23 protein-coding genes are annotated in these 20,387 nt (G+C 71.7%); 10 read left to right on the top strand and 13 right to left on the bottom strand.

The genetic code is table 11. The features are described from left to right. The first annotated feature begins 191 nt into the window (after positions 1–191). Complete coding sequence (locus AB0C27_RS27570) at positions 192–545, top strand: transposase (RefSeq protein ID WP_357849016.1); 354 nt, start codon at positions 192–194, stop codon at positions 543–545. 20 nt (positions 546–565) lie between these two features. Further along, the gene (locus AB0C27_RS27565; protein WP_357849013.1) at positions 566–1,243 is read left to right on the top strand and encodes a universal stress protein; all 678 of its coding nucleotides are present in this window, start codon (positions 566–568) and stop codon (positions 1,241–1,243) included. Between the two features lie 28 nt (positions 1,244–1,271). Here the strand turns inward: AB0C27_RS27565 and AB0C27_RS27560 are convergent, their stop codons facing one another. Next, entirely contained in the window at positions 1,272–4,232 is a 2,961-nt protein-coding gene (locus tag AB0C27_RS27560; RefSeq protein WP_357849010.1) for a pyridoxamine 5'-phosphate oxidase family protein, read from the bottom strand. Then, positions 4,229–4,978: an HAD-IA family hydrolase gene (locus tag AB0C27_RS27555; RefSeq protein WP_357849007.1), complete on the bottom strand. Its 750-nt coding sequence runs from the start codon at positions 4,976–4,978 to the stop codon at positions 4,229–4,231. The genes AB0C27_RS27560 and AB0C27_RS27555 overlap by 4 nt, the downstream gene beginning before the upstream one ends. Positions 4,979–5,185: 207 nt before the next feature. On the opposite strand from AB0C27_RS27555, the gene gap reads away from it, so the two are divergent. Then, complete coding sequence (gene gap, locus AB0C27_RS27550) at positions 5,186–6,181, top strand: type I glyceraldehyde-3-phosphate dehydrogenase (protein ID WP_357849004.1); 996 nt, start codon at positions 5,186–5,188, stop codon at positions 6,179–6,181. Positions 6,182–6,219: 38 nt separating this feature from the next. Then, positions 6,220–7,065, top strand: a complete 846-nt coding sequence (locus tag AB0C27_RS27545; RefSeq protein ID WP_357849001.1) for a universal stress protein — start codon at positions 6,220–6,222, stop codon at positions 7,063–7,065. Positions 7,066–7,172: 107 nt separating this feature from the next. Here AB0C27_RS27545 and AB0C27_RS27540 read toward each other — a convergent pair whose 3' ends face one another. The 4 genes from AB0C27_RS27540 to AB0C27_RS27525 all read right to left on the bottom strand — a co-directional run bounded on the left by AB0C27_RS27540 (position 7,173) and on the right by AB0C27_RS27525 (position 12,511). Beyond that, positions 7,173–8,009 (bottom strand): universal stress protein, encoded by an 837-nt coding sequence (locus AB0C27_RS27540; RefSeq protein WP_357848998.1) that lies wholly within the window; start codon positions 8,007–8,009, stop codon positions 7,173–7,175. Between the two features lie 152 nt (positions 8,010–8,161). Then, on the bottom strand, positions 8,162–8,767 hold the full coding sequence (locus tag AB0C27_RS27535) for a CBS domain-containing protein (protein ID WP_357848995.1): 606 nt from the start codon (positions 8,765–8,767) through the stop codon (positions 8,162–8,164). Between the two features lie 55 nt (positions 8,768–8,822). Further along, positions 8,823–11,414 (bottom strand): GNAT family N-acetyltransferase, encoded by a 2,592-nt coding sequence (locus AB0C27_RS27530; RefSeq protein WP_357848992.1) that lies wholly within the window; start codon positions 11,412–11,414, stop codon positions 8,823–8,825. A gap of 56 nt (positions 11,415–11,470) precedes the next feature. Then, on the bottom strand, positions 11,471–12,511 hold the full coding sequence (locus tag AB0C27_RS27525; protein WP_357848989.1) for a zinc-dependent alcohol dehydrogenase family protein: 1,041 nt from the start codon (positions 12,509–12,511) through the stop codon (positions 11,471–11,473). A gap of 194 nt (positions 12,512–12,705) precedes the next feature. On the opposite strand from AB0C27_RS27525, the gene AB0C27_RS27520 reads away from it, so the two are divergent. Further along, positions 12,706–13,683, top strand: a complete 978-nt coding sequence (locus tag AB0C27_RS27520; RefSeq protein ID WP_357848986.1) for a nitroreductase family protein — start codon at positions 12,706–12,708, stop codon at positions 13,681–13,683. Positions 13,684–13,758: 75 nt separating this feature from the next. Next, the gene (gene ppk2, locus AB0C27_RS27515) at positions 13,759–14,550 is read left to right on the top strand and encodes a polyphosphate kinase 2 (protein ID WP_357848983.1); all 792 of its coding nucleotides are present in this window, start codon (positions 13,759–13,761) and stop codon (positions 14,548–14,550) included. A gap of 17 nt (positions 14,551–14,567) precedes the next feature. Here the strand turns inward: ppk2 and AB0C27_RS27510 are convergent, their stop codons facing one another. Then, positions 14,568–14,885, bottom strand: a complete 318-nt coding sequence (locus AB0C27_RS27510) for a DUF4342 domain-containing protein (RefSeq protein WP_357848980.1) — start codon at positions 14,883–14,885, stop codon at positions 14,568–14,570. Between the two features lie 164 nt (positions 14,886–15,049). Then, positions 15,050–15,736, bottom strand: coding sequence for a CBS domain-containing protein (locus AB0C27_RS27505; protein ID WP_357848978.1), 687 nt, complete (start codon positions 15,734–15,736; stop codon positions 15,050–15,052). Positions 15,737–16,142: 406 nt separating this feature from the next. Here AB0C27_RS27505 and AB0C27_RS27500 point away from each other — a divergent pair, with 406 nt between their 5' ends. Both AB0C27_RS27500 and AB0C27_RS27495 read left to right on the top strand, forming a co-directional pair. After that, the gene (locus AB0C27_RS27500; protein WP_357848975.1) at positions 16,143–16,556 is read left to right on the top strand and encodes an Hsp20/alpha crystallin family protein; all 414 of its coding nucleotides are present in this window, start codon (positions 16,143–16,145) and stop codon (positions 16,554–16,556) included. A gap of 74 nt (positions 16,557–16,630) precedes the next feature. Continuing rightward, the gene (locus tag AB0C27_RS27495) at positions 16,631–16,822 is read left to right on the top strand and encodes a DUF1918 domain-containing protein (RefSeq protein ID WP_357848972.1); all 192 of its coding nucleotides are present in this window, start codon (positions 16,631–16,633) and stop codon (positions 16,820–16,822) included. Between the two features lie 130 nt (positions 16,823–16,952). Here the strand turns inward: AB0C27_RS27495 and AB0C27_RS27490 are convergent, their stop codons facing one another. From AB0C27_RS27490 to AB0C27_RS27480, 3 genes are all read right to left on the bottom strand, one after another. Further along, a complete protein-coding gene (locus AB0C27_RS27490; protein WP_357848969.1) occupies positions 16,953–17,126 on the bottom strand; it encodes a hypothetical protein in 174 nt (57 codons plus the stop codon). Then, positions 17,123–17,593, bottom strand: a complete 471-nt coding sequence (locus AB0C27_RS27485) for a pyridoxamine 5'-phosphate oxidase family protein (RefSeq protein WP_357848966.1) — start codon at positions 17,591–17,593, stop codon at positions 17,123–17,125. Before AB0C27_RS27485 ends, AB0C27_RS27490 begins: the two co-directional genes overlap by 4 nt. Before the next feature lie 334 nt (positions 17,594–17,927). Beyond that, positions 17,928–18,587 (bottom strand): AAA family ATPase, encoded by a 660-nt coding sequence (locus AB0C27_RS27480; RefSeq protein WP_357848963.1) that lies wholly within the window; start codon positions 18,585–18,587, stop codon positions 17,928–17,930. Positions 18,588–18,741: 154 nt separating this feature from the next. Here AB0C27_RS27480 and AB0C27_RS27475 point away from each other — a divergent pair, with 154 nt between their 5' ends. Further along, positions 18,742–18,930 carry a hypothetical protein gene (locus AB0C27_RS27475; RefSeq protein ID WP_357848960.1) on the top strand — a complete coding sequence of 63 codons (189 nt, stop codon included), beginning with the start codon at positions 18,742–18,744 and terminating at the stop codon, positions 18,928–18,930. 53 nt (positions 18,931–18,983) lie between these two features. Here the strand turns inward: AB0C27_RS27475 and AB0C27_RS27470 are convergent, their stop codons facing one another. Then, positions 18,984–19,559 carry a hypothetical protein gene (locus AB0C27_RS27470; RefSeq protein WP_357848957.1) on the bottom strand — a complete coding sequence of 192 codons (576 nt, stop codon included), beginning with the start codon at positions 19,557–19,559 and terminating at the stop codon, positions 18,984–18,986. Between the two features lie 89 nt (positions 19,560–19,648). Here AB0C27_RS27470 and AB0C27_RS27465 point away from each other — a divergent pair, with 89 nt between their 5' ends. After that, the gene (locus tag AB0C27_RS27465; RefSeq protein WP_357848955.1) at positions 19,649–19,864 is read left to right on the top strand and encodes a hypothetical protein; all 216 of its coding nucleotides are present in this window, start codon (positions 19,649–19,651) and stop codon (positions 19,862–19,864) included. A gap of 144 nt (positions 19,865–20,008) precedes the next feature. Here the strand turns inward: AB0C27_RS27465 and AB0C27_RS27460 are convergent, their stop codons facing one another. Continuing rightward, complete coding sequence (locus AB0C27_RS27460) at positions 20,009–20,149, bottom strand: hypothetical protein (protein ID WP_357848952.1); 141 nt, start codon at positions 20,147–20,149, stop codon at positions 20,009–20,011. Positions 20,150–20,387 lie beyond the last annotated feature (238 nt).

The following is a 20,387-nucleotide window of genomic DNA, read 5'->3' as shown; positions in this document are numbered from 1 at the left end:
CCGTTGACCGGTGAACGGGAGCGGGCTCCCGGTAGCTGAGGTGTTGTCTAAGCAGCTCAGCGGCCAGGAGCCCGTGGTTGTCTGTCTACACGTCCGCAGCCGTGAACGCCAGCGGTTGTGCCTCATCGGGATGCGCATGTCGCGATCGGAAACCGGCATACCCGTCGGATCTCACCGACATCGAAGGGCAGGTGCTGGAGCCCGAGGCGCGAGGCATGATGGCCGAGCTGGTCACGGTGACAGGCCGGCCGATGGTGCATGACCTGCGCGCGACACTGGACGCGATCGACTACGTGACCCGGTACGGGTTCGAGTGGCGGGCCCTGCCGGTCGACTTCCCGCCGCACAAGGCGATCTATGCGTTCTTCCTGCGTTGGTCCCGGTGTGGTCTGCCCGAACGGCTGGCCGGGCGGCTGCGTGGTCGTCTGCGCGTTCTGGCCGGACGCAGTGAGCTGCCGGCTGCCGGCTGCGTGGACTCCCAGACGGTCCGGGCGGCCGAGACCGTCGGCGCGGCGGCCGCGGCTACGACGCGGGCAAGAAACTGAAGGGGCAGAAACGGCACGTCGTGGTCGACACGCTCGGGCTGCTGTTGTGCGTGATGGTCACCGCCGCGTCGGTGCAGGACCGCGACGGCGCGCCTCCGGTGCTGGCGCTGCTGCGCCAGAAGTTCTCCACGATCGCTCTGGTCTGGGCCGACGGCGGCTACGCCGGACGGCTGGTCACCTGGGCCGGGCAGGTCCTGGGCCTGGACGTGTCGATCGTGCGGCGCAGCGATGACCTGCGCGGCTTCGTGGTCCTTCGGGCCCTGCCCTGGGAAAGGCCCGAGATCGTTGTGGGCGTGGACAGCTCACCACAAGCACATCGCGTGCTGGAGGCGGCCTTCACCGAGGCCGAGCTGCGCGGCACGGTGTTGCACGCGGTGCTCGCCTGGAACTGGCCCCACCTGAGCGGGTTCGAACCCACCGTGCCCGAGGAAGAACACGATCAGTCGCACGTCCTGAAGGAGATCCTCGCAGAACATCGAGAGCATCACCCCCATATACCGGTCACCGCGGACGTCGTCCACGGCCACCCGGTGGCGGTGTTGCGCGAAGCGGCCGCAGGCGCCGACCTGCTCATGGTGGGCTCGCACGGGCACGGCACCTTCACCGGGATGCTGCTCGGCTCGGTCAGCCATGCGCTGCTGCACCGATCCCCATGTCCCTTGGTCGTGGTACGAAGCGAGACGAGCGGCGAAAACTGAGCCCGGGCAGTCGGCTTCGCTGCTTCCATCACAGGCCGTGGATGCGGCGGCCGGTCACCTGCTGCGGGACGATGCGGATGTACAGGTGGCGTTCGCCGCCCGCCCACGGGGTGACGCCGGCCTCCGCCACCTTGGCCACCTCGTCGTCCGGCAGGTGATGGGCGGCCCCCTGGATGAGGACGCTCCAGCCGGCTCGCCGGACCTCGTCGATCCGGTCCACCTGGAAGGCGATCTTGACGTCCACCCCTTCCAGGCCGGTGCGCAGGTCCTGGTCCATCGGGCCGCCGCGGGCGGTGCGGAAGACGACGGCGCCGTCATGGTACTTGTAGTTGACGGGCAGCACCGTCGGCCCGTGCGAGCCGCTGAACGCCACCCGGCCGATTCCGCCCGGCGCGATCAGGCGCAGGCACTCCTCGGTCGGCAGCACCTCCAGGACGGGTTCGTCCATCGCCGGGCCCTGGCCCGGAGGACGGTCGTGCCCTCCGCCCAGCAGGTCCTCGACGGTGGTCTCCAGCGCCCTGGCCAGCCTGGTCACCGTGCCCCGGTCGGGAGTGCCCAGGTGGGTCTCCAGATGATGGATGTATCCCGACGACATGTCGGCGCGGTCCGCGACCTGGTCGAGCGTGAGGCCGAGCCGGTCGCGGAGGTGGTGGATGCGACGTGCGAAGTCGCCGTTGCCGCCGGTCATGGGCGTTGTCCTCCAAGGAATCGTGGTGTCGGCGCCGCGCGGCAGGACGATGCCGTCGACGCGGGTATGTTCGTGGCCGGTCTCGATGGCGAGCCGGCGGCCACGGAAGAGGATCGTCAAGGACAGCGACCCGAGCCGCTCGGGCAGGAGCGGGTCGAGGCGCAGGCCGTCAGGCCGTGGCTCCAGGCCCAGGTAGCAGCGCTGCAGCATGTCCAGCGTGCCGGCCATGGCGCCCAGGTGGATGCCCTCGGCGGTGGTGCCGCCCTGGACGTCGCGGACGTCGCTGAGCAGCGCCTCGCGGAAGAACTGCCAGGAGCGGGCCCGGTCGGAGCGGGCCAGGACCCAGGCGTGCACGACGGCGCTGAGGGTGGAGCCGTGACTGGTGCGGTCCAGGTAGTAGGAGATCGTACGGGGGATCAGCCCGGCGTCGGCGGAGTAGCCGAGCCGGTGCAGGATGTCGGTGAGCTCGCCGGCGGTCAGCAGGTAGAACAGCATCAGCGTGTCGGCCTGCTTGGAGGCCTTGTACCGGTTGACGTCGTCGCCGTCCGCCTCCAGCGCCCGATCCAGGCGGCGCACGCCCCGGTAGCGGCCCCAGTCGAGTTCTTCGAGGCCGGCGTAGCCGGTGAACTGGCTGATGACGCCGTCGTGGAAGTCGACCCGCATGCGCCGGGTGATGTCCGTCCAGCGGGTCGCCTCCTGAGGGCCGGCCACGCCGAGGTCGAGGGCGCGGGAGAGCAGCCACACGGTCATGACGTTGGTGTAGGCGTTGTTGTCCAGGCCGGGGGCCGGCGCGCCGGGGTAGGCGGTGTGGTATTCGTCCGGGCCCATGACGCCGCGGATCTCGTACCGGCCGGAGCGCGGGTCGAGCACGGTCAGTGAGGCGAAGAAGCGGGCGATGTCGGTGAGCAGTTCGGCGCACCACGGCGGCATGGAGCCGGTGACCAGGTGGTACTGCCACACGTTGTAGGCGATGGCCAGCCCGGCGTGGCGCTGCAGGTGGGAGACGTCCGGCAGCCAGCGGCCCGACTCCGGGTTGAGGTGGAACGTCTGCGTCTCCTCGCGGCCGTCGCTGCCGCTCTGCCAGGGGAACATCGCCCCCTCGAACCCGGCCTCCCGCGCCGCCGCCCGTGCCTCCGGCAGGCGCCGCCAGCGGTAGCGCAGCGAGCCGAGCGAGATCTCGGGGAAGCGCAGGTTCAGCCAGGGCAGCACGAACAGCTCGTCCCAGAACACGTGACCTCGGTACGCCTCGCCGTGCAGGCCGCGGGCGGGTACGCCGGCGTCCAGGTCGGCGGTGTGCGGGCTGAGCGTCTGCAGCAGGTGGAAGACGTGCCAATGTACGATCCGCGACAGTTCGGGCCCGTCCACGTCCAGCCGGGCCCGCTCCCACAGCCGCTCCCACGCCGCCTCGTGCGCGGCCAGCAGCTCATCGAAGCCGGGCGCCACCTGGACGCGCCGCCGGGCGGTCGTGAGCGGGTCGTGGATGGCCGGATCGCGGGACGTCACCAGCGCGACGATCTTCGAGACCGTCGCCGGCTCGCCCACGGCCAGTTCCAGCTCCAGATCGGTGTGGATCCGGTCGGGCTCGGCCGACACCGAGCCGGGGACCGGGGCGGTCACGCGCGCCGCCAGCGCCACCGTGATGCGGGACGAGCGGGTCTCCGCCGTCAGCCAGGTCAGCTCGGCGCCCGCGCCCGCGCCCGCGTCGGCGTCGGCGTCGGCGTCGGCGTCGGCGCCGGTCGCGGTGCCGGTGGTGTGGCGGGTCAGGTGGTCGCCGCGCAGGTCACGGTAGCGGGCGACGCCGCGGTTGGTCACCCGGCCGTCCAGGCCGGCCCGGACGCGGAGCGGGCCGGACCAGTTCTCGGCGGTGAACGTGGTCTCCAGCGCGGCCAGCGCAGGATCGGCCATGGACACCAGGCGGCGCTGCCGGACCAGGGTGACGCGGCCGGCGTCGTCACGCCAGCTCAGCGTACGCAGCAGCAGGCCGCGCCGCAGGTCGAGCTCCTGACGGTAGTCCGGCAGGTCGGCTGTGTCCGGGCGGAACCAGTCCGAACCCGGCGTGGCGAAGGTCAGCGGCAGCCAGTCGGGCAGGTTGACCAGGTCCTCGTTCTCCACCGTCCGGCCCGCCACCTGCGAGGCAAGCCGGTCGTAGCAGCCCGCCCGATAGGTGCCGGGCGTGCGGGCCAGGCCGTCGGGCGTGGCGCCGCGCGTGGCCCAGCGGCCGTTCCCGAGCGTGCACAGCGCCTCGCGCAGGCCCTCCGAGGCGGGGTCGAACCCCTCGTAGACGAGCGTCCAGGCGTTCACCGTGAACCCACCGGAACACGTCCGGCCACGTCCAGGTCGGCCAGGTCCGGCACCACGAAGTCGGCTCCCGCGTGTCGCAGCTCCGCCGCCTGCGATTCGGTCCGGTCGACTCCGACGACCAGCCCGAACCCGCCCCTGCGCCCGGCCTCCACACCGGGGAGTGCGTCCTCCACGACCACCGCCTCGGACGGGGGCACCTCCAGCCGTCGCGCGGCCTCGAGGAACAGGGCCGGGTCGGGCTTGCCCGGCAGGCCGAGTCGCGCCGAGTCTTCGCCGTCGACCACGACGTCGAACAGGTGGATCAGGGCCGCGGAGCCGACGACCAGGCGGCAGTGGCGGCTGGCCGACACCACCGCGGTCCGGCAGCCGCGCCGCCGCAGCTCGTGCACCAGGGCGACGGTCGAGGGGAAGGCGGCGACGCCGTCCTCGGTGACCTGCCGGACGAACAGCGAGTCCTTGGCGATGCTCAGCCCGTGCACGGTGGGCGCGCCCGGCTCGTCGCCGGGACCGCCCTCGGGCAGCGTGATGCCACGCGAGGCCAGGAAGGTGCGGATCCCGTCGAGCCGCGGCCGGCCGTCCACATGGCGCAGGTAGTCCTCACGGATGTCGAACGGGGCGGAACGGCCGCGCAGGAAACGGTCGAACACGTGCTTCCACGCGGCGGCGTGCACCCGGGCCGTGTCGGTGACGACGCCATCGGTGTCGAAGATCACGGCCCGCAGCCTGGTCAGGTCGAGAGCGGCCATGTCGGTGACGCTACCCAGCGCAGACGACCGCAGACAGGGCCTTTCGACCTTCGCCCAGCCGACCTCCGGCCCTGAGCGGCTCGCCGCTCACCCAGGCCCGCTCATCCGGCGGGCTCACCTGGCGCGCTCACTCGGCGGGCCGAAGGTCCTCTCCGGTGGGGACGCTCGACTCTGCCGGGCCCGCCGGTGCCGCCGGACGATGAGGGCATGAGAATCGGTATCAATGGTTTCGGCAGGATCGGCCGGGCCGTCCTGCGCCGTACGCTCCAAGCCGGCTCTGAAAGCGGCCTGGAGATCGTCGCCGTCAACGACATCACCGACGCGGCCGCACTGGCCCACCTGCTCAAGTACGACTCCACGTACGGGCCGCTGGACCTGCCCGTCACCGCCTCCCCGGGCGCGCTGGAGGTCGGCGGCAGGACCATCGCCGTCACCGCGCACCGCGACCCCGCCGAGATCGACTGGGCGGGCCACGGCGTGGAGCTGGTCATCGACGCCACCGGCCGCTTCCGTACGCGGGAGGCGCTGGCCGCGCACCTGAAGGCCGGCGCGCGCCGGGTGCTGCTGTCGGCTCCGGGCAAGGGACTGGACGCCACGATCGTGCCCGGTGTCAACGACGCGGTCCACGACCCGGCCCGGTACGAGATCGTCTCGCTCGCCTCCTGCACCACGAACTGCGTGGCTCCGATGGTCAAGGTGCTGCACGAGCGGTTCGGCCTGGTACGCGGCTTCATGACGACCATCCACGCCTACACCGGCGACCAGATGTTGCTGGACGCCCCGCACAAGGACCCGCGCCGGGCCCGTTCGGCCGCCGTCAACATCGTGCCCACCACGACCGGTGCCGCCCGCATGGTCGGCCAGGTCCTGCCCGAGCTGGACGGACGCCTGGACGGCGTCGCCATCCGGGTGCCGGTGGAGGACGGCTCGATCACCGATCTGTCCGTCCGGCTCGGCCGCCCCGCCACCGTAGAGGAGGTCAACGACGCCTTCGCCGCGGCTGCCGCGGGCGGCTTGCGGGACATCCTGCGTTACAGCACCGACCCGCTGGTCTCGCGCGACATCATCGGCAACCCGGCCTCGTGCGTGTTCGACTCCGCCCTCACCCAGGCGAGCGGCGACCTGGTCAAGGTCTTCGGCTGGTACGACAACGAGTGGGGCTACGCCAACCGGCTGGCCGAGATGGCCCAGCGGATGGCGTGACCACCTGCGACGTGAAGAGCACGTGCGAAGGAGGAGAAATGATCATCGTGGGTGTGGACGGCTCCGTGCCCTCGCGGGCCGCCGTCGAGTGGGCCGCAGACGACGCCCTGCGGATGCGGGAGCCGCTGCGGGTGATGCACGCCGTGGACCGCTCCTGGTACCAGGTCGGCAAGTTCCCCATCGAGGACATGCCCGACACCCTGCTGCGGAACGGACGGCAGGTGCTGCGCGACGCGCGGGAAGTCGCCCACGACCGCCAGCCGGGTGTGGAGGTCACCACGCTCGACGTCGAGGGCGTCCCGGCCGTGGTCCTGGAGGACCAGGCGAAGGACGCCACCGAGGTCGTCGTCGGCAGCCGCGGACTGGGCGGCTTCGCCGGCACGCTGCTGGGCTCGGTGAGCACGCACGTGGCCGGACACGTCCACTGTCCCGTCGTCGTGGTGCGCGGCGAGCGCCGGCCCGCGCCGTACGGGGAGATCGTGGTGGGCGTGGACGACTCACCGGAGTGCGAGCCCGCGCTGGCCTACGCCTTCGAACAGGCGAAACTGCGCGGCGCCAGGCTGCGGGTGGTGCACGGCTGGCAGCTTCCTGTGCACGCGTACGTCCCGGGGGTCACGTACGACCTGGACGAGATCCGCGCGGCGCGGCGTCAGGTCGTCCGCGACCGGGTGGCGATCTTCGCGCAGGACTATCCGCAGGTGACGGTCGTCGAGGACGTCCCCCAGGCGCACCCGGTGCAGGCCCTGACCGAGGCGTCCGAGCGGGCGGACCTGGTGGTGGTGGGCTCGCACGGGCGCGGCACACTGGGCTCGGCCCTGCTCGGCTCGGTCAGCCGCGGCACGCTGCACCACGCCGCCTGCCCGGTCGCGGTGGTGCGCGCCTAGGACGGCCGCGGGGCACCCGCCGCGGAGGCATACGCCGCGGGGGCACAGGCAGCGGGAGCACAGGCCGCGGGGCACACAAGAGCACGTCCTTCCGAGCACGCCACCGTTCACCGAGCCTGTCGCGGCCGGACCACGGCGACCGGACATTCGGCGTGGTGCAGCAGACCGTGACCGACCGACCCGAGTACGGCGGAGGCGAACCCGCCCAGCCCGCGCGATCCCACCACGACCAGGTCGGCCGAGGCGGAGGCGTCGGCGAGGGCAGGAACCGGATGCTCGGCGACCTGCCGGCCGGTGATCTCGACGTCGGGGTGCTGCTCGCGCCAGGCGGCGACCCGCTCCCGCGCGGCGTGGCACTCCTCCTCGAAGGCCTCCGCGAGCAGGCCGGCGATCTCGACTCCGTAGGCGGAGACGAGCGGCTGCTGCCAGGCGTGCAGGGCGACGATCCGCGCCCGGCGGGCACGGGCCTGCTCGACGGAGTAGAGCATCGCCTCCCGCGCGGTGTCGGAGCCGTCGTCGCCGACCACGATCTGATCGTGCCTGGTGGCGGTGGGGGAGCGGACGACGACGACCGGGCCTTGGGCGTGCCCCGCGACCCCCATGGTCACCGAGCCGAGCAGCAGCCCCGCGAACCCGCCCATGCCCCGGCTCCCGAGCACCGTCGAGTCGGCGGACGCCGACCGGGCGATCAGGGTGTCCACGACGTTGCCCCCGGTCAACTCCGTTTCCACCGCGATACCGGCGTCGATCTCCCGGGCCCGGCCGGCGGCCGCCTCCAGCACGCCGGCGCAGTACTTCCTGCCGTCGAGGTCGTCCCGCCACTGCTCGCACACATGCAGGATCTTCAGGGGCAGCCGTCTGTCCCTGGCATCGGCGGCGGCCCACTCCACTGCCGCGTGGGACGGATCCGAGCCGTCCACCCCCACCACGATCGGTCCGGCCATCGCGGCCCACCTCCCCTTACCTGCTGCACTCATATCTGTGCAGGTCGAGGTCTGATCGATCGTGGCGGCGGCTTTGCGTTCGGCAAAGGATCAGGCGCCGCCCCACAGGGGCGGATCGGCGAGGTCGCCGGGCTTCCTCCCGGCGGCGGTCGTCACGGCGTCCTCCTGACGTGCCGCACCCGGACGATGCCGGGCACCGTGCGGGTGAGCACGTCGGCGACGCGGCCCGCGTGCTCGTCGGACGGTCCGCTCAGCTCGGCCACGCCGTCGTGGACGGCGACGTCCCAGCCGGGCCCGGCGGGGTAGTGCTCGCGCAGCGCGTCCACGACCGCCTGACGCAGGTCCTCGTCGGGACGGGCGAGCATGGCCAGCAGGTCGCGGCGGCTGATCATGCCGACGATCTCGTGGCCGCGCAGCACGGGCAGGCTCTTGATCCGCTTGCCCACCATGAGGTCGATGGCGGCGGTGACGTCCGTGGTCTCGGTGACCGTGGCGACGCCCCTGGTCATGACCTCCATGACCCGCCGGGGCAGCGGCGCCTCGGCCGCCGGTACGGGGCGTACTGTGGCGCGGGGATCGGGCTCGAACTCGCCGCGCAGCAGGTCCAGCTCGCTGACGACACCGGCGAGGCGGCCGGAGCCGTCCACGACGGGAGCCGCGGTGATGTTGTGGCCGTGCAGGACCCGCACCGCTCGCCGCACCGGGTCGGTGTCGCGGACGGTGACGGCCGGGCTGGTCATGACTTCGCGTACGAGCATGGTGATCGGGCTTCCTGAGTGCTGTCGTCGGTCTTCATGGTCGGTGGCGGGGCCGTCAGCGCAGGCGCCGCAGCAGGGGCGACGGCGGCGGTTGACAGGAGAGGACCCTGATACGGGCGTCCACCGCGAGCGCGCCGTCCGGGGAGACGATGACGGGGTTGAGGTCCAGTTCGGCCACCTGCGGCAGGTCGTCGAGCAGTTGCCCGACGCGGACGAGCTGGTCCTGGAGGGCCTCGGCGTCCACGGCGGGTGCGCCGCGGTAGCCGTGCAGCAGCGGCGCGCACCGCAGTTCGGCGAGCATCGCGGCCGGGTCGGCGATCGGCGGGACCCGGAAGGCGCGGTCGGCCAGCAGGTCGGCCAGCACGCCGCCCATGCCGACCATGACCAGCGGCCCGAAGGCCGGGTAGTTGACGCCGCCGACGATGATCTCGACGCCGCCGGGCGCCAGGCGCTGGACGAGGGCGCCGGTCATCTCCGCGCCGATGCGGGCTGACATGTCGTGATAAGCCTGGCGTACCTCGTCGGTGGTCTGCAGGCCGAGCCGGACGCCGCCGACCTCGCTCTTGTGCACGGGACCGACGGCCTTGAGCACGGCCGGCAGCCCGACGCGCGCGGCCGCCTCGGCGGCGGCCTCGGCGCTGTGCGCCTCGATCGACTCGGTCACGTTCACGCCGTAGCAGCGCAGCAGAGAGACGGCCGCTTCTGGGGGGAGCCAGCCGCCGTCCGGCTGCTCCTTCAGCGCATCCCGGACGATCTGCCGTGCCGCCTCGGCATCCGCCGGTACGGAGACGGCCGCCGGCCGGGCCGCCGAGCGCCGCCACGCCGCGTCCCGTACGGCGTGCGCGAGAGCCTGGACAGCCTGCTCGGGGAAGGCGTAGCTGGGGACGCGCCCGTCGATCAGCCCGTCATGCCCGGCGACGCAGGCCAGCACCGGCTTGGGCGCCCCCTTCGCCGCCTCCGCGATGGCTCGGCGGGTCTCCTCCAGCCCGGAGCCGAACGGCGGCGTGTAGACGACGAGCACCGCGTCCACCTCGGACGAGCCGGCGAGCGCCCGTACGGCGGCGCCGATCTCGGCGGCGGTGGCGTCCGCGGTGAGATCGACCGGGTTGCCCAGAGCGGCGGCGGCGCGGGCGTCGAGCAGGCCGGGTGGCAGTTCGGGAACGCTCAGGCCGTGGCTCTCGCAGGCGTCGGCGGCCATCGCCTGGGGCCCGCCCGAGTTGCCGACGACGGCGACCCGGGGGCCCTCGGGCAGCGGCTGGGCGGCCAGGAGTTTGGCGGCGTCGATGAGCTCGTGCACGCTGTCGAGCCGGATGACCCCGGCCGCGCGGGTGAGCGCGTCCACCGCCACGTCGGGGGTGGCCGCGGCGGCGGTGTGCGAGCGCACGGCCCGGCCGCCGGCGTCACCGCGGCCGCTCTTGACCAGCAGGACCGGTTTACGCGCGGCCACCCGGCGGGCGATCCTGGCGAACTTGCGCGGATTGCCGAACGACTCGAGATACAGGGCGATCACGTCGGTGCCCGGGTCGTCCTCCCAGTATTCGAGCAGGTCGTTGCCGCTGACGTCGGCCTTGTTGCCGACCGAGACGAACGAGGAGACCTCCAGCCGGTCCAGCAGCGCGGCGGCCACGGCGCCCGACTGCGACATCAGCGCCACCCGGCCTTGGACGGGTCGGTGCGGCAGGAAGCTGGCGTTCAGCCGGGCCCCGGTGTTGACCACGCCCAGGCAGTTCGGGCCGATGAGCCGCATCCCGGCCGTACGGCAGATCTTCAGCAGCTCCGCCTCCGCGTCGCGCCGCCCGGTCTCGGCGAACCCCGACGTCAGGACTACGAGCCCGGCCACGCCCGCGTCCGCGCAGTCGCGGGCCACGGCCGGCACGTGCCGGGCGGGCACCGCCACGACGGCCAGATCCACCCCGCTGGGCACCTTGTCGTGGCAGGCCAGGCCGGCCACCTCGGCGGCCTTGGGGTTGACCGGATGGATCGGCCCGGGGAAGCCCCCGTCGATCAGGTTGCGCAGCACCTGGTGCCCGACGGCGCGTGCGTCGCGGGAGGCGCCGATGACCGCCACCGAGCGCGGGGTGAGCACGCGGGCGAGGGAGGCGCGCCCGGCTTCGTGGTCGCGGGCCTCGATGACCTCCCGCAGCCTGGCCGTCGGCTCGGCGGAGATGGTGACGTGCAGCGTGCCGCCCTCGTTGCGCTGGGTGACGTCCAGGCCGAGATCGCGCAGCACCCGCAGCATCGGGCGGTTCTCGGCCAGCACGTCGGCCACCAGCTCGCGCACGCCGTGCTCGGCCGCGTCCAGGGCGACGTGCTCCAGCAGCAGCGTGCCGAGCCCGTGGCCGTGCACGGCGTCGTCGATGAGGATGGCCAGGTCGGCGCGGCCGCCGTCGATCGGGATGTACTCCGCGACCGCGACCAGCCGCTCGCGCATGACGGCGACGAGCGCGTGGCCGTGGTAGGCGGGGCTGGTGACGCGGTTCATGTAGGTGTGGGCGGTGCTCCGGCCGCCGGTGAAGAAGCGCAGGTAGGCCGAGCGCTCCGACGAGCGGTCCACCAGCTCGTGCAACGCGTCGCGATCGTCGGGACGCAACGGGCGGACATGGGCCATGCCGCCGTCGCGCAGCAGTACGTCGTATCCCTCGGGCATGGTGCGGCTCCCGTTCGTGGTCGGCGCCGGCGGGCCCGCCCTGCGCGCCGCCCGGCTCACTGTCTGGTCAGGACGACCTTGAGCGCTCCGGTCGCCACCGGGTCGGAGAACGTCCGGTAGGCCTCGTCCATGTGGTCCAGGTCGAAGCGGTGCGTGATGAAGGCGGCCGGGTCGAGCCGTCCGGCGGCGATCATGTCCAGGAGGGCCGGTGTGGAGTGGGTGTCGACCAAGCCCGTGGTGATGGTCACGTTGCGGATCCACAGGTCCTCGAGATGCAGCGTCGCGGGTGCCCCGTGCACGCCGACGTTCGCCACGTGCCCTCCCGGGCGTACCAGGCGGGTGCACAGCTCGAAGGTCTCCGGGACGCCGACCGCCTCGATGGCGACGTCGGCCCCCAGGTCGCGGGTGAGCTCGGCGATCGCGGCGGCGGGATCGTCCCCGGCACCGACGAGCACGTCCGCGCCCAGCCGCTTGGCGGCCTCCAGCCGGGCCGGCGCGGGGTCGACGGCGACGATGTGGCTCGGCGTGAACAACCGCGCCGTCGTGATCGCGGCCAGCCCGATCGGGCCCGCGCCCACGACCACGACGGTGTCGCCGGGCCGGACGCGGCCGTTCAGCACGCCGACCTCGTACGCGGTGGGCAGGATGTCGGCCAGCATGAGGGCCGTCTCATCCGGCACGGCGTCGGGCAGCGGGTGCACGGAGGTGTCGGCGAACGGCACCCGTACGTACTCGGCCTGGGTGCCGTCGATGCGGTGACCGAGGATCCAGCCGCCGCCGCCCAGGCACTGGCCGTACATGCCGGTGCGGCAGTAGCGGCAGCGCCCGCAGGCGGTGATGCAGGACACGAGCACCCGGTCGCCCTCCTTGACCGTGCCGACCGCGCTGCCCACGGCGGTCACCGTGCCGACCGCCTCGTGCCCGAGGATCCGGCCCGGCTCCACGGCCGGCACGTCTCCCTTGAGGATGTGCAGGTCGGTGCCGCAGATCGTGACCGCGTCCACGCGGACGATCGCGTCCGTGGAGGCGGTGATTCGCGGGTCTGGAACGTCCTGCCAGGAGCGGTGGCCAGGTCCGTGATAGACGAGTGCCTTCATGGCGTCTCCTCCTTATCCGTCCAGTTCACAGGCTCCCTCGTGGGGCGGTGATCGGGCAGGGGCTAAGGTCCTCTTCCCCGACGACCGACGTCCTTCGTCACGGCCGGACAAGGCTTGGCAAGCGCAGGAGCGGGGTGCTTCACCGGACGCCCGCGATGTGATGCGCTGGAGGCATCGCCTTCTGGAGGTGGCCCATGAGCACCCGCTCGCCCAAGCAGGCACTGGACGCGGCGGTGGAGGCCGCCCGCTGGGCTCCGTCCGTGCACAACACCCAGCCCTGGACCTTCGCCGTCTCCGGGGAGGAGATCGGCCTGAGAGCCGACACCGCCAGGAAACTGCCGATCGGCGACGCCGCCGGCCGGGAACTGCTGATCAGTTGCGGCGCCGCCCTGTTCACCATGCGCACCGCGATGCGTTGTGAAGGCTACGAGCCCGTGGTGCGGATCCTGCCCGATCCCGACCGTCCGGGGCTGCTGGCGACGATCAGGCCGGGCGTGGAGGCCGAGGCCGACGAGCCGACCTGGGTGCTCGGCGGCGAGATCGAGCGGCGTCACACCCACCGGGCCGGGTTCGCCGACGTGCCGCTGCCCGACCGGTTCGTCGAGTCGCTGGCCAAGGCGGCCATGGCCGAAGGCGCCACGTTGACGCCGGTCCGCTCGTCCGCGGCGGTGAACGTCCTGGCCGCGCTGACCCAGGCCGCGCAGGGCGTGCAGGCGCAGGACGAGCGGTTCAGCCTGGAGCTCATCCGATGGGCCCGGCCGCCGGGCAGCACCCGTGCCGACGGGGTGCCCGCGCGGAGCTATCCCCGCGAGCACGTGCCGACGGAGCCGGACTTCCCCCAGCGTCACTACTCCTGGCGGCACGACTGGGGCGTCGAGGGTGAGGCCGGCGAGACGGCGACCGGCGTCGTCGCCGTCCTGACCACGCCGGGTGACAGCCGCGAGGAGTGGATCGCCACGGGACAGGCGCTGCAGCGGGTCTTGCTGCACGCGTCCGCGCACGGGGTCAGCGCCGCCTTCCACACGCAGGCATTGGAGACGGACCTGCTGCGCGAGTTCCTGCGCCAGGAGCTCTTCTCCGGCCGGTATCCCCAGATGCTCATGCGGTTCGGCGTCGCCTTCGACGACGGCCGGGGCCTGCCCCGGCGTCCGCTGACCGATCTGCTGGAGTGAGCGGGATCAACGGGGCGATCGATCGTTCTCCTGCTGGTCGGCCGGCGTCACACTGGAGGGGAGGGAGGTGGTGTGGTGGGCGCTGACAGGCTGCGGCGCAAGCCGTACGAGAAGCGGCTGTTCCGCTTGCAGGCGGAGCTGGTGAAGGTCCAGGAGTGGGTGCGGGCGGAGGGCCGCCGCGTGGTGATCGTCTTCGAGGGACGGGACGCGGCGGGCAAGGGCAGCACGATCAAACGGGTGGCCGAATACCTCAATCCGCGCATGGCCAGGATCGTCGCCCTGCCCGCGCCGACCGAGCGGGAGCGGACGCAGTGGTACTTCCAGCGGTACGTCGAGCACCTGCCGGCCGCGGGGGAGATCGTGCTGTTCGACCGGAGCTGGTACAACCGGGCCGGGGTCGAGCGGGTGATGGGGTTCTGCACGCAGGAGGAGCACACCCGGTTCCTGCACCAGTGCCCGATCTTCGAGCGGCTGCTCGTGGAGGACGGGATCCTGCTGCGCAAGTACTGGTTCTCGGTCAGCGACGCCGAGCAGGAACGCCGCTTCCGGGCCCGGCTGGACGATCCGATGCGGCGCTGGAAGTTGTCCGCGATGGATCTGGAGTCGATCACCCGCTGGGAGGAGTACTCCCGCGCCAAGGACGAGATGATGATCCACACCCACATCCCCGAGGCGCCCTGGTACGAGGTGGAGAGCGAGGACAAGCGGCGGGCCAGGATCAACATGATCTCCCACCTGCTGTCCACGATCCCGTACCGGGAGGTGCGGCGCCCGCCGCTGGAGATCCCGGCGCGGCCCGAGTCCAGCGGCTACCGGCGGCTGCCGCGGGTGGAGACGCTGGTGCCCGACGTGACGGATGGCCGCTGAGGATCAGGATGGGGGGCTCAGGCCGCCGGCGCCTTGCTCGCGTCGTTCGGGACGGACTCGATGGTGGGGGAGGCGCCGGTGTTCTCCGCGTCCTGGAGCTGCCGTTCGATGCGGAAGGTCCACTCGGCGGCGACGGCGGCCAGGCCGGCGAGCACGGTGAGGAACGGGGCGGCGACGAACGCCACGGCCCCCGCCGTCAGCGGGATCTCCATCACGGTGTGCCCGTGCGAGTCCTTGATGATGATCCGGTGCACGTTGCCTTCGTGCAGGGCCGTCTTGAGCTTGCGGGCGAGCTCGGTGCCGCGGACCTTGACGTCTTCCTTGGTGACGGTCATGGTGACGCCCCTCTCTTGTCGTCCTGACTCCAGCCTCACGCGAGGGGCGGTGGCTGGGGGAGGGACGAAGGTCGTCGCGGGCGGGCCGAAGGTCACAGGTGCACCGGACGTTCGCGAGCTCGCGCAGGAACGGGACGGTGCCGGCTTCCGTTTCGTCGCGTGCCTCAACGTGTGTCGTCGTGCTTCCAGCTGAGCTGGTCGATGACGTCGACCACGCCGTCCACCCGGCCGGTCATCCGGACGGCGATCCTGGCGTCGCTGCGGCGGTCCATCCAGCCGGTGAGCGTCACGACGCCGCCGACGACCGTCACCCTGATGCCGAGGGTCTCGATCCAGAGCGAACGTTCCAGCACGTCCTCGCGGATGGTGCGGGCGATGTCCTCGTCGGAGCGGGCGAAGACCTTCAGCAGGTCACGGCGGCTTACGATGCCGCGCAGGGCGCCGTCTTCGCCGGTGACGACGAGACGCTTGACGCCGTGCTCGTCCATCGTCCGGGCGGCCCGTACGACCGAGGTGGTGGCGGGGACGGTGACGGCGGGGGCGGTCATCAGCTCGGAGGCGGTGTCGCCGGCGGCCTTGCGGCGCCGGCCGGCGCTGTCCGGGGACAGGCGGTGGCGCAGCCGGGTCTTCAGGGGTGGCCGGTAGCCCTCCTGGTAGTAGAGCTCCCGGAACTGCTCCTTGCACAGCAGGTCGGCCTCGGAGACGACGCCGAGGACGCGGCCGGCGTCGTCGACCACCGGGACGGAGCCGATGCCGCGTTCGATGAGCGCTTCGGCGATGTCCTTGAACGGCGTGTGCTCGTGGACCGAGACGACCTCGCGGGTCATGACCTCGTTGACGGTGACGTACATCGCGCTCCTCCTTCGGGGTCGTCGCGGCGCGGGCGCGCCGGCGGTGGTGTGTGCGGAGAGTCCGGAAGAGGGGGCGCGCGGGAGCCGGAGCTCCCGTGCGCCCGTCCGGCCATGGGGCTACTGCTTCGGCCGGGCGATGAGCGAGGTGATGATCATCATGACGGCGATGATCACCGCTACGAGGACGATCGCGAGGGGCCAGTCCATGGTGGCCTCCCTTCCGCCGGTTCCACACCTCAAGCCCAGGTCATCGCCGTCGCGGGCACCAGGGACGAAAGTCCCGCGCCCGGCCCCCGGCGAAAGTGACGATGGTCCCGCCGGTACGAGGGCCTTCTCCTCTGGGGACGGGATTCCCCCGGGTGTGGCCTGGAGGTGTGGGACCGGGGTCCCACGGAAGGAGGCTGCGATGAACCTGCCTGAGCGGAGGGACATCAGGTTCCCGTTCCCGGAGCTGCTGGAGTGGATGGAGAGCCCGATGTTCGGGTTCCGCCCCTTCGGCCAGATCGTCCGGGTCGAGGACTACATCGCCGACGGCCGGTACGTGCTGCGTGCCGAGCTGCCCGGGATCGACCCCGACAAGGACGTCGAGGTCACCGTGGACGGCGGCATGCTCCACATCCGGGCGGAGAAGACCCGCCAGTCGGCCGAGCCGCACCGCTCCGAGTTCGCCTACGGGGCGCTGTCGCGGACGGTGACGCTGCCCGCCACGGCCAAGACCGATGACGTCAAGGCCGTCTACCAGGGCGGCGTCCTGGAGGTCAGCGTGGGGCTGACCGAGGAGAAGAAGGCCGAGGGCCGGCGGATCACCGTCGAGCACTGACGCCTGACGGGCGCGGGCGGCTGCGGCCTGTCCGCGCCCGCCGACTCACCTGAACGAGGAGATGAGGGGTCGTCATGAAAGCGACTGTGGGGGATCGGCTGATCGTGGAGGGTACGTACGGCGCCAACGTCCGTCGGGAGGGCTTCGTCGTGGGCGTGGAGCACGCCGACGGCTCGCCCCCCTACCAGGTGCGCTGGCTGGACAACGGGCACGAGTCTCTTGTCTATCCCGGGCCGGACGCGCGTGTCGTCCCCGGCCGCCGATGACAGGGGCTGATCGATCGGGCGAGTCCGCCGGACGTCGCCATCACCCTAATCACCGACCTCGGCAGCATTCCAGACCTTGGCGAGCTCGTCGTGTAGGTGTGAGACGAGCTCGCCGGCACCACGTAGACGCTCAACCGGCCGCGGCCGGTGAGATCCGCTGCAGATTCTCCATGCTGCGCACGAGGGCCAGGTTCGCGGCCGTCAGCGTGCGTACCTGCTCCTCGAGGCTGTCGACCCGCTTCTTCAGCGTCAGCAGTTCGGCGTCGACGAGCGGCGCTTCCATGATCACGCGTCCACCGGTCATGATCGGTTCACCTCCTGATGAGCTGATGGTGACTTGTCCACCGGGCTCGGAGCACCGGCGAAGGGCTGCTGGACGCGCCGGCCGGTGGCCTCCACCGCGGTGATGACGATGAAGTGGTCACGGCCCGGCGCCCACGGCGTCAGCGGCAGTCGTTCCAGCCGGGCGATCTCCTCCGGGTCGTCGGCGACGCGGGCGTACCCGACGACGGTGACCGACCAGCCGCTGCGCGCGTCGGCGTCGAAGTCGTCGACCTCGAAAGCCACGACCGAGCAGCGGGTGGCGGCCGCCAGCTTGGAGCCGGCCGCCGCCCGGATGACGATGTCCTGGCCGTCCAGGCAGAAGTTGACCGGCTGCACGGCCGGCAGCGCGCGGTCGGTGAAGACGATCCGCCCGATCGGGCGTGCGGGCAGCAGGCGCATGCACTCCTCATGGGTGAGCACCTGCAGGCCGGCCGAGTCGAGTTTCATGTCTTCAGCCTGCCCGCGTCCCCGCCCGGCGGGTCAGGGACGAAAGTCCCGCGACGACCGCCGATCGCCCCCGATGGTAGGCGCGGACGGGTGCAGGACGCGGTCGAAGCGCGCGGCGGTGTACGAGTACGGTGACGATCGGCGGCCGCCTGCGTGTGACTTGGATCGCTTGGGGTCGTGATTCTTGGATCGGTGTTTGTCGTGGTCGGCTTGGCTGGGGTGGTTGGTCCTGAGTGTTCTGAACAGGCCGCTGCCTGGCCCGGAAACGGGGGCCAGGCAGTAGCCTCAGCTCATGATCGTTGGTCGTGGATCTCCGCTTGTGGCTGGTGTGATCTCACATCGAGCCGATGACGAGGTTCTGCCGGGCGGCGTCGACGATCTCCTTGGTGACGACGAACATATCGTTGATCTTCATGATTCGCTCGATCTGCCCGATGAGGCGCACGGTGAGCCGGAAGTTGCCGCTGGTGATGCGGGTGATGGCGGTGACGGCTTCAATGGTGGCGTAGTCGTTGATGTCGTCGAGGCGTAGATGAGGCCATGAGCGGCCCAGGACGAAGGCCTGCTCGTTCGCGGACATGGGCTTGTAGCGGTGGATGAATCCGACGCGGGAGTAGCGCGAGAGCCGTATTTCTATGCCCGGCATCCCGATCAGGATCAGCCCGATGCCGGTCCGGTCGTGGTGGTCGCGTAGTTGCTCCAGTGGCGCGACCCGGAGCCTGTCGGCTTCGTCCACGATGAGGAGCTCGGCGTGAGTACTGGCGTTGAGCATGCCGTGCTCGTCGACGCCGCGGCCGGAGTGAGCATGATCTCCACGTTCCAGCCGAGCCGGTAGCACAGGAAGGAGATCTCTTTGTCGAGATGGTGTGGGGTGTTGTGGACCTTGGGCTTGTACATGACGGCGCGGGCTGCCAGAAGGTGCGCGGCTGAGGTGTCGCCGTCGTCGGAGCCGGCGGGGCGGATGCCGTCGAGGTGGTGGGCGAGCCGATCCCATGGGGAGTAGTGGCGGGCCGATGGTGTCTTTCCGACGCCCGGGCTCCGAAGCAGAGACCGACGTAGCGTCCGCGGCGTACGGCGTCGGCGAATTCGACGAACATCCGGTGTTCTTTGGTGATCATGATGGGGGCGGCGGCGGCCCCTGCTGTCGCGTGCCCGTTGCCGTCCGGGCCGGGCCGGTGGGGCGGTGGCGGCCGGTCGCTGATGTCCAGGCGGGAAGCGTGGCCGCCGGGTGCCGGCTCGCCGGCCGGCTGGTCGCGCGGCTGGCCGGGCGGAAGGTCGGCGTCTTCGGGGTAGGGCTGGTCGAGGGGATCAGGGGGTGGATCGGGGGTGTCGCCTGAGTCGCTGTCCTCTGTTAAGTCCACGCGTGGTGTGTGTCCGGGCGGGGAACGGATCACTCATTCCAGTAGCGTTTAAGTCGCGGACCGTCACGGCGGGTAGGGGTGGTGTCCGCGCCTGGCGGCGGCTCGGGGCAGGGATCGCCGGGCTGGGCGGCGGCCACGGTGTCGTCAGTGGCGGGCTGGGCCAGGCTGTGCCAGTTGGCGGCGCTGGCGTGGGGTAGGCGGCGGGCAGCGGTTCGGTGTGGGCGGCAGTAGCGCAAGGACAGGAAGTGGATCCCATCGGTGTGGATCTTGCGGGGCTTGGCGACCGTGAGCAGCAGCAGGTCCAGCTGCTCGAGTGAGCCGGGCATGCGCGGGATGAATGCGCCGGCCTCCCAGCGTGCCTGCGGCGCTGTCTTGGTCTCCGAATGGGGCCGCTGGTTGTAGACCTGATGGAAGAACCGGCCGATCGCGGCGTCCAGTTGGGGCAGGGTTAGCGTGGCTTGCCCGGCCCGGTCGCAGGTGCCGCGCGGCGCGTAGCCGGGCAGGTGGGCCAGGCACATCTGGTTGACGGTGCCGATCAGCCGCTCGATCTTGCCGTGGCCGTGTGGCTGGCCCTTGAAGACGGGCGTGACCTTCAGGTCGGCCATCACCTGCTGCAGGTGGGCGGAGGTGAAGTCGGCGCCGTGGTCGAGGTGCAGGACCGACGGGGCCGCACACGTGCCAGGACGGTTCGTTCTTGCGCCAGATCGCGTGCCGCAAGGCCAGCGCGGTGCTCAGCGCCGAGGGCGCTTCCAGGTTGACGGCGTATCCGGCGATCGCGCGGGAGTGGTCATCCTCGATCACGGTCAGCCACGGCCGGGCGGGGCTGTTGTTGTCGTCGATCACCCAGATGTCCAGCTCGGTGTGGTCGGCCTGCCAGATCTCGTTGGGCTTGGCGGCCTCGCGCCGGTAGACCAGCTCATAGGCTCGCGGTACTTCTTGGCGCCCTGCACGCCGAGGGTGACCAGCGCCGGGTTCAGCGAGCTGACGATCTTATGCACCGTCCAGTAGGTGAACCGGCGCAACCCCTTGTCCTTTCGGCCGGCCCGGCCAGCGCCTACAGCTCACCCTGCCGGTAGGCCGCCAGCCAGCGCTGCAACGTCCTGTAGGTGACACCGCTCTCGCCCTGCCCCGCCGCCAGCCGGGCCAGCGGCACGCCCTCATGCAGATGCGGGGCCGGCAGCTCATAGCGGGCCATCGCCGACCCACGGCCCGTCCCGGCGGCAGCCCGCCCGGAACGGGCCGGGCGGTCGCGGTCGCGGCTCCTTGAAGCTCCTCACTCGCGGTGCTCACCCTGTTATCGTCGGCCCCGCGCACCGCAGACACCACCCGCCTCGAAGCCACACTCACGCCACAGTCGGGTGGCGGCGACGTGCTCTTGGCGCGCGCGTGGGCGGGCCCTCAGCTGAGGGTGATCTGGGCGACCAGGGTGCCGT

This window comes from Nonomuraea sp. NPDC048882 (genome assembly GCF_040649755.1).
Lineage (GTDB): Bacteria > Actinomycetota > Actinomycetes > Streptosporangiales > Streptosporangiaceae > Nonomuraea > Nonomuraea maheshkhaliensis.
The sequence above is the reverse complement of the archived record's forward strand: the minus strand, read 5'-3'. Positions and strand labels throughout refer to the sequence as shown.

Bases quoted from the DNA above. Each gene is read 5' to 3' on its own strand.
- AB0C27_RS27535 (WP_357848995.1), bottom strand. From the start codon at position 8,767: ATGCTCGTACGCGAAGTCATGACCAGCCCGGCCGTCACCGTCCGCGAC.
- AB0C27_RS27510 (WP_357848980.1), bottom strand. From the start codon at position 14,885: ATGACCGTCACCAAGGAAGACGTCAAGGTCCGCGGCACCGAGCTCGCC.
- AB0C27_RS27480 (WP_357848963.1), bottom strand. From the start codon at position 18,587: ATGGGATCGGCTCGCCCACCACCTCGACGGCATCCGCCCCGCCGGCTC.
- AB0C27_RS27530 (WP_357848992.1), bottom strand. From the start codon at position 11,414: ATGCCCGAGGGATACGACGTACTGCTGCGCGACGGCGGCATGGCCCAT.
- AB0C27_RS27490 (WP_357848969.1), bottom strand. From the start codon at position 17,126: ATGACCGGTGGACGCGTGATCATGGAAGCGCCGCTCGTCGACGCCGAA.
- AB0C27_RS27525 (WP_357848989.1), bottom strand. From the start codon at position 12,511: ATGAAGGCACTCGTCTATCACGGACCTGGCCACCGCTCCTGGCAGGAC.
- AB0C27_RS27555 (WP_357849007.1), bottom strand. From the start codon at position 4,978: ATGGCCGCTCTCGACCTGACCAGGCTGCGGGCCGTGATCTTCGACACC.
- AB0C27_RS27495 (WP_357848972.1), top strand. From the start codon at position 16,631: ATGAAAGCGACTGTGGGGGATCGGCTGATCGTGGAGGGTACGTACGGC.
- AB0C27_RS27545 (WP_357849001.1), top strand. From the start codon at position 6,220: ATGATCATCGTGGGTGTGGACGGCTCCGTGCCCTCGCGGGCCGCCGTC.
- AB0C27_RS27470 (WP_357848957.1), bottom strand. From the start codon at position 19,559: ATGGCCGACCTGAAGGTCACGCCCGTCTTCAAGGGCCAGCCACACGGC.
- AB0C27_RS27500 (WP_357848975.1), top strand. From the start codon at position 16,143: ATGAACCTGCCTGAGCGGAGGGACATCAGGTTCCCGTTCCCGGAGCTG.
- AB0C27_RS27505 (WP_357848978.1), bottom strand. From the start codon at position 15,736: ATGTACGTCACCGTCAACGAGGTCATGACCCGCGAGGTCGTCTCGGTC.
- AB0C27_RS27460 (WP_357848952.1), bottom strand. From the start codon at position 20,149: ATGGCCCGCTATGAGCTGCCGGCCCCGCATCTGCATGAGGGCGTGCCG.
- AB0C27_RS27485 (WP_357848966.1), bottom strand. From the start codon at position 17,593: ATGAAACTCGACTCGGCCGGCCTGCAGGTGCTCACCCATGAGGAGTGC.
- AB0C27_RS27520 (WP_357848986.1), top strand. From the start codon at position 12,706: ATGAGCACCCGCTCGCCCAAGCAGGCACTGGACGCGGCGGTGGAGGCC.
- AB0C27_RS27540 (WP_357848998.1), bottom strand. From the start codon at position 8,009: ATGGCCGGACCGATCGTGGTGGGGGTGGACGGCTCGGATCCGTCCCAC.
- gap (WP_357849004.1), top strand. From the start codon at position 5,186: ATGAGAATCGGTATCAATGGTTTCGGCAGGATCGGCCGGGCCGTCCTG.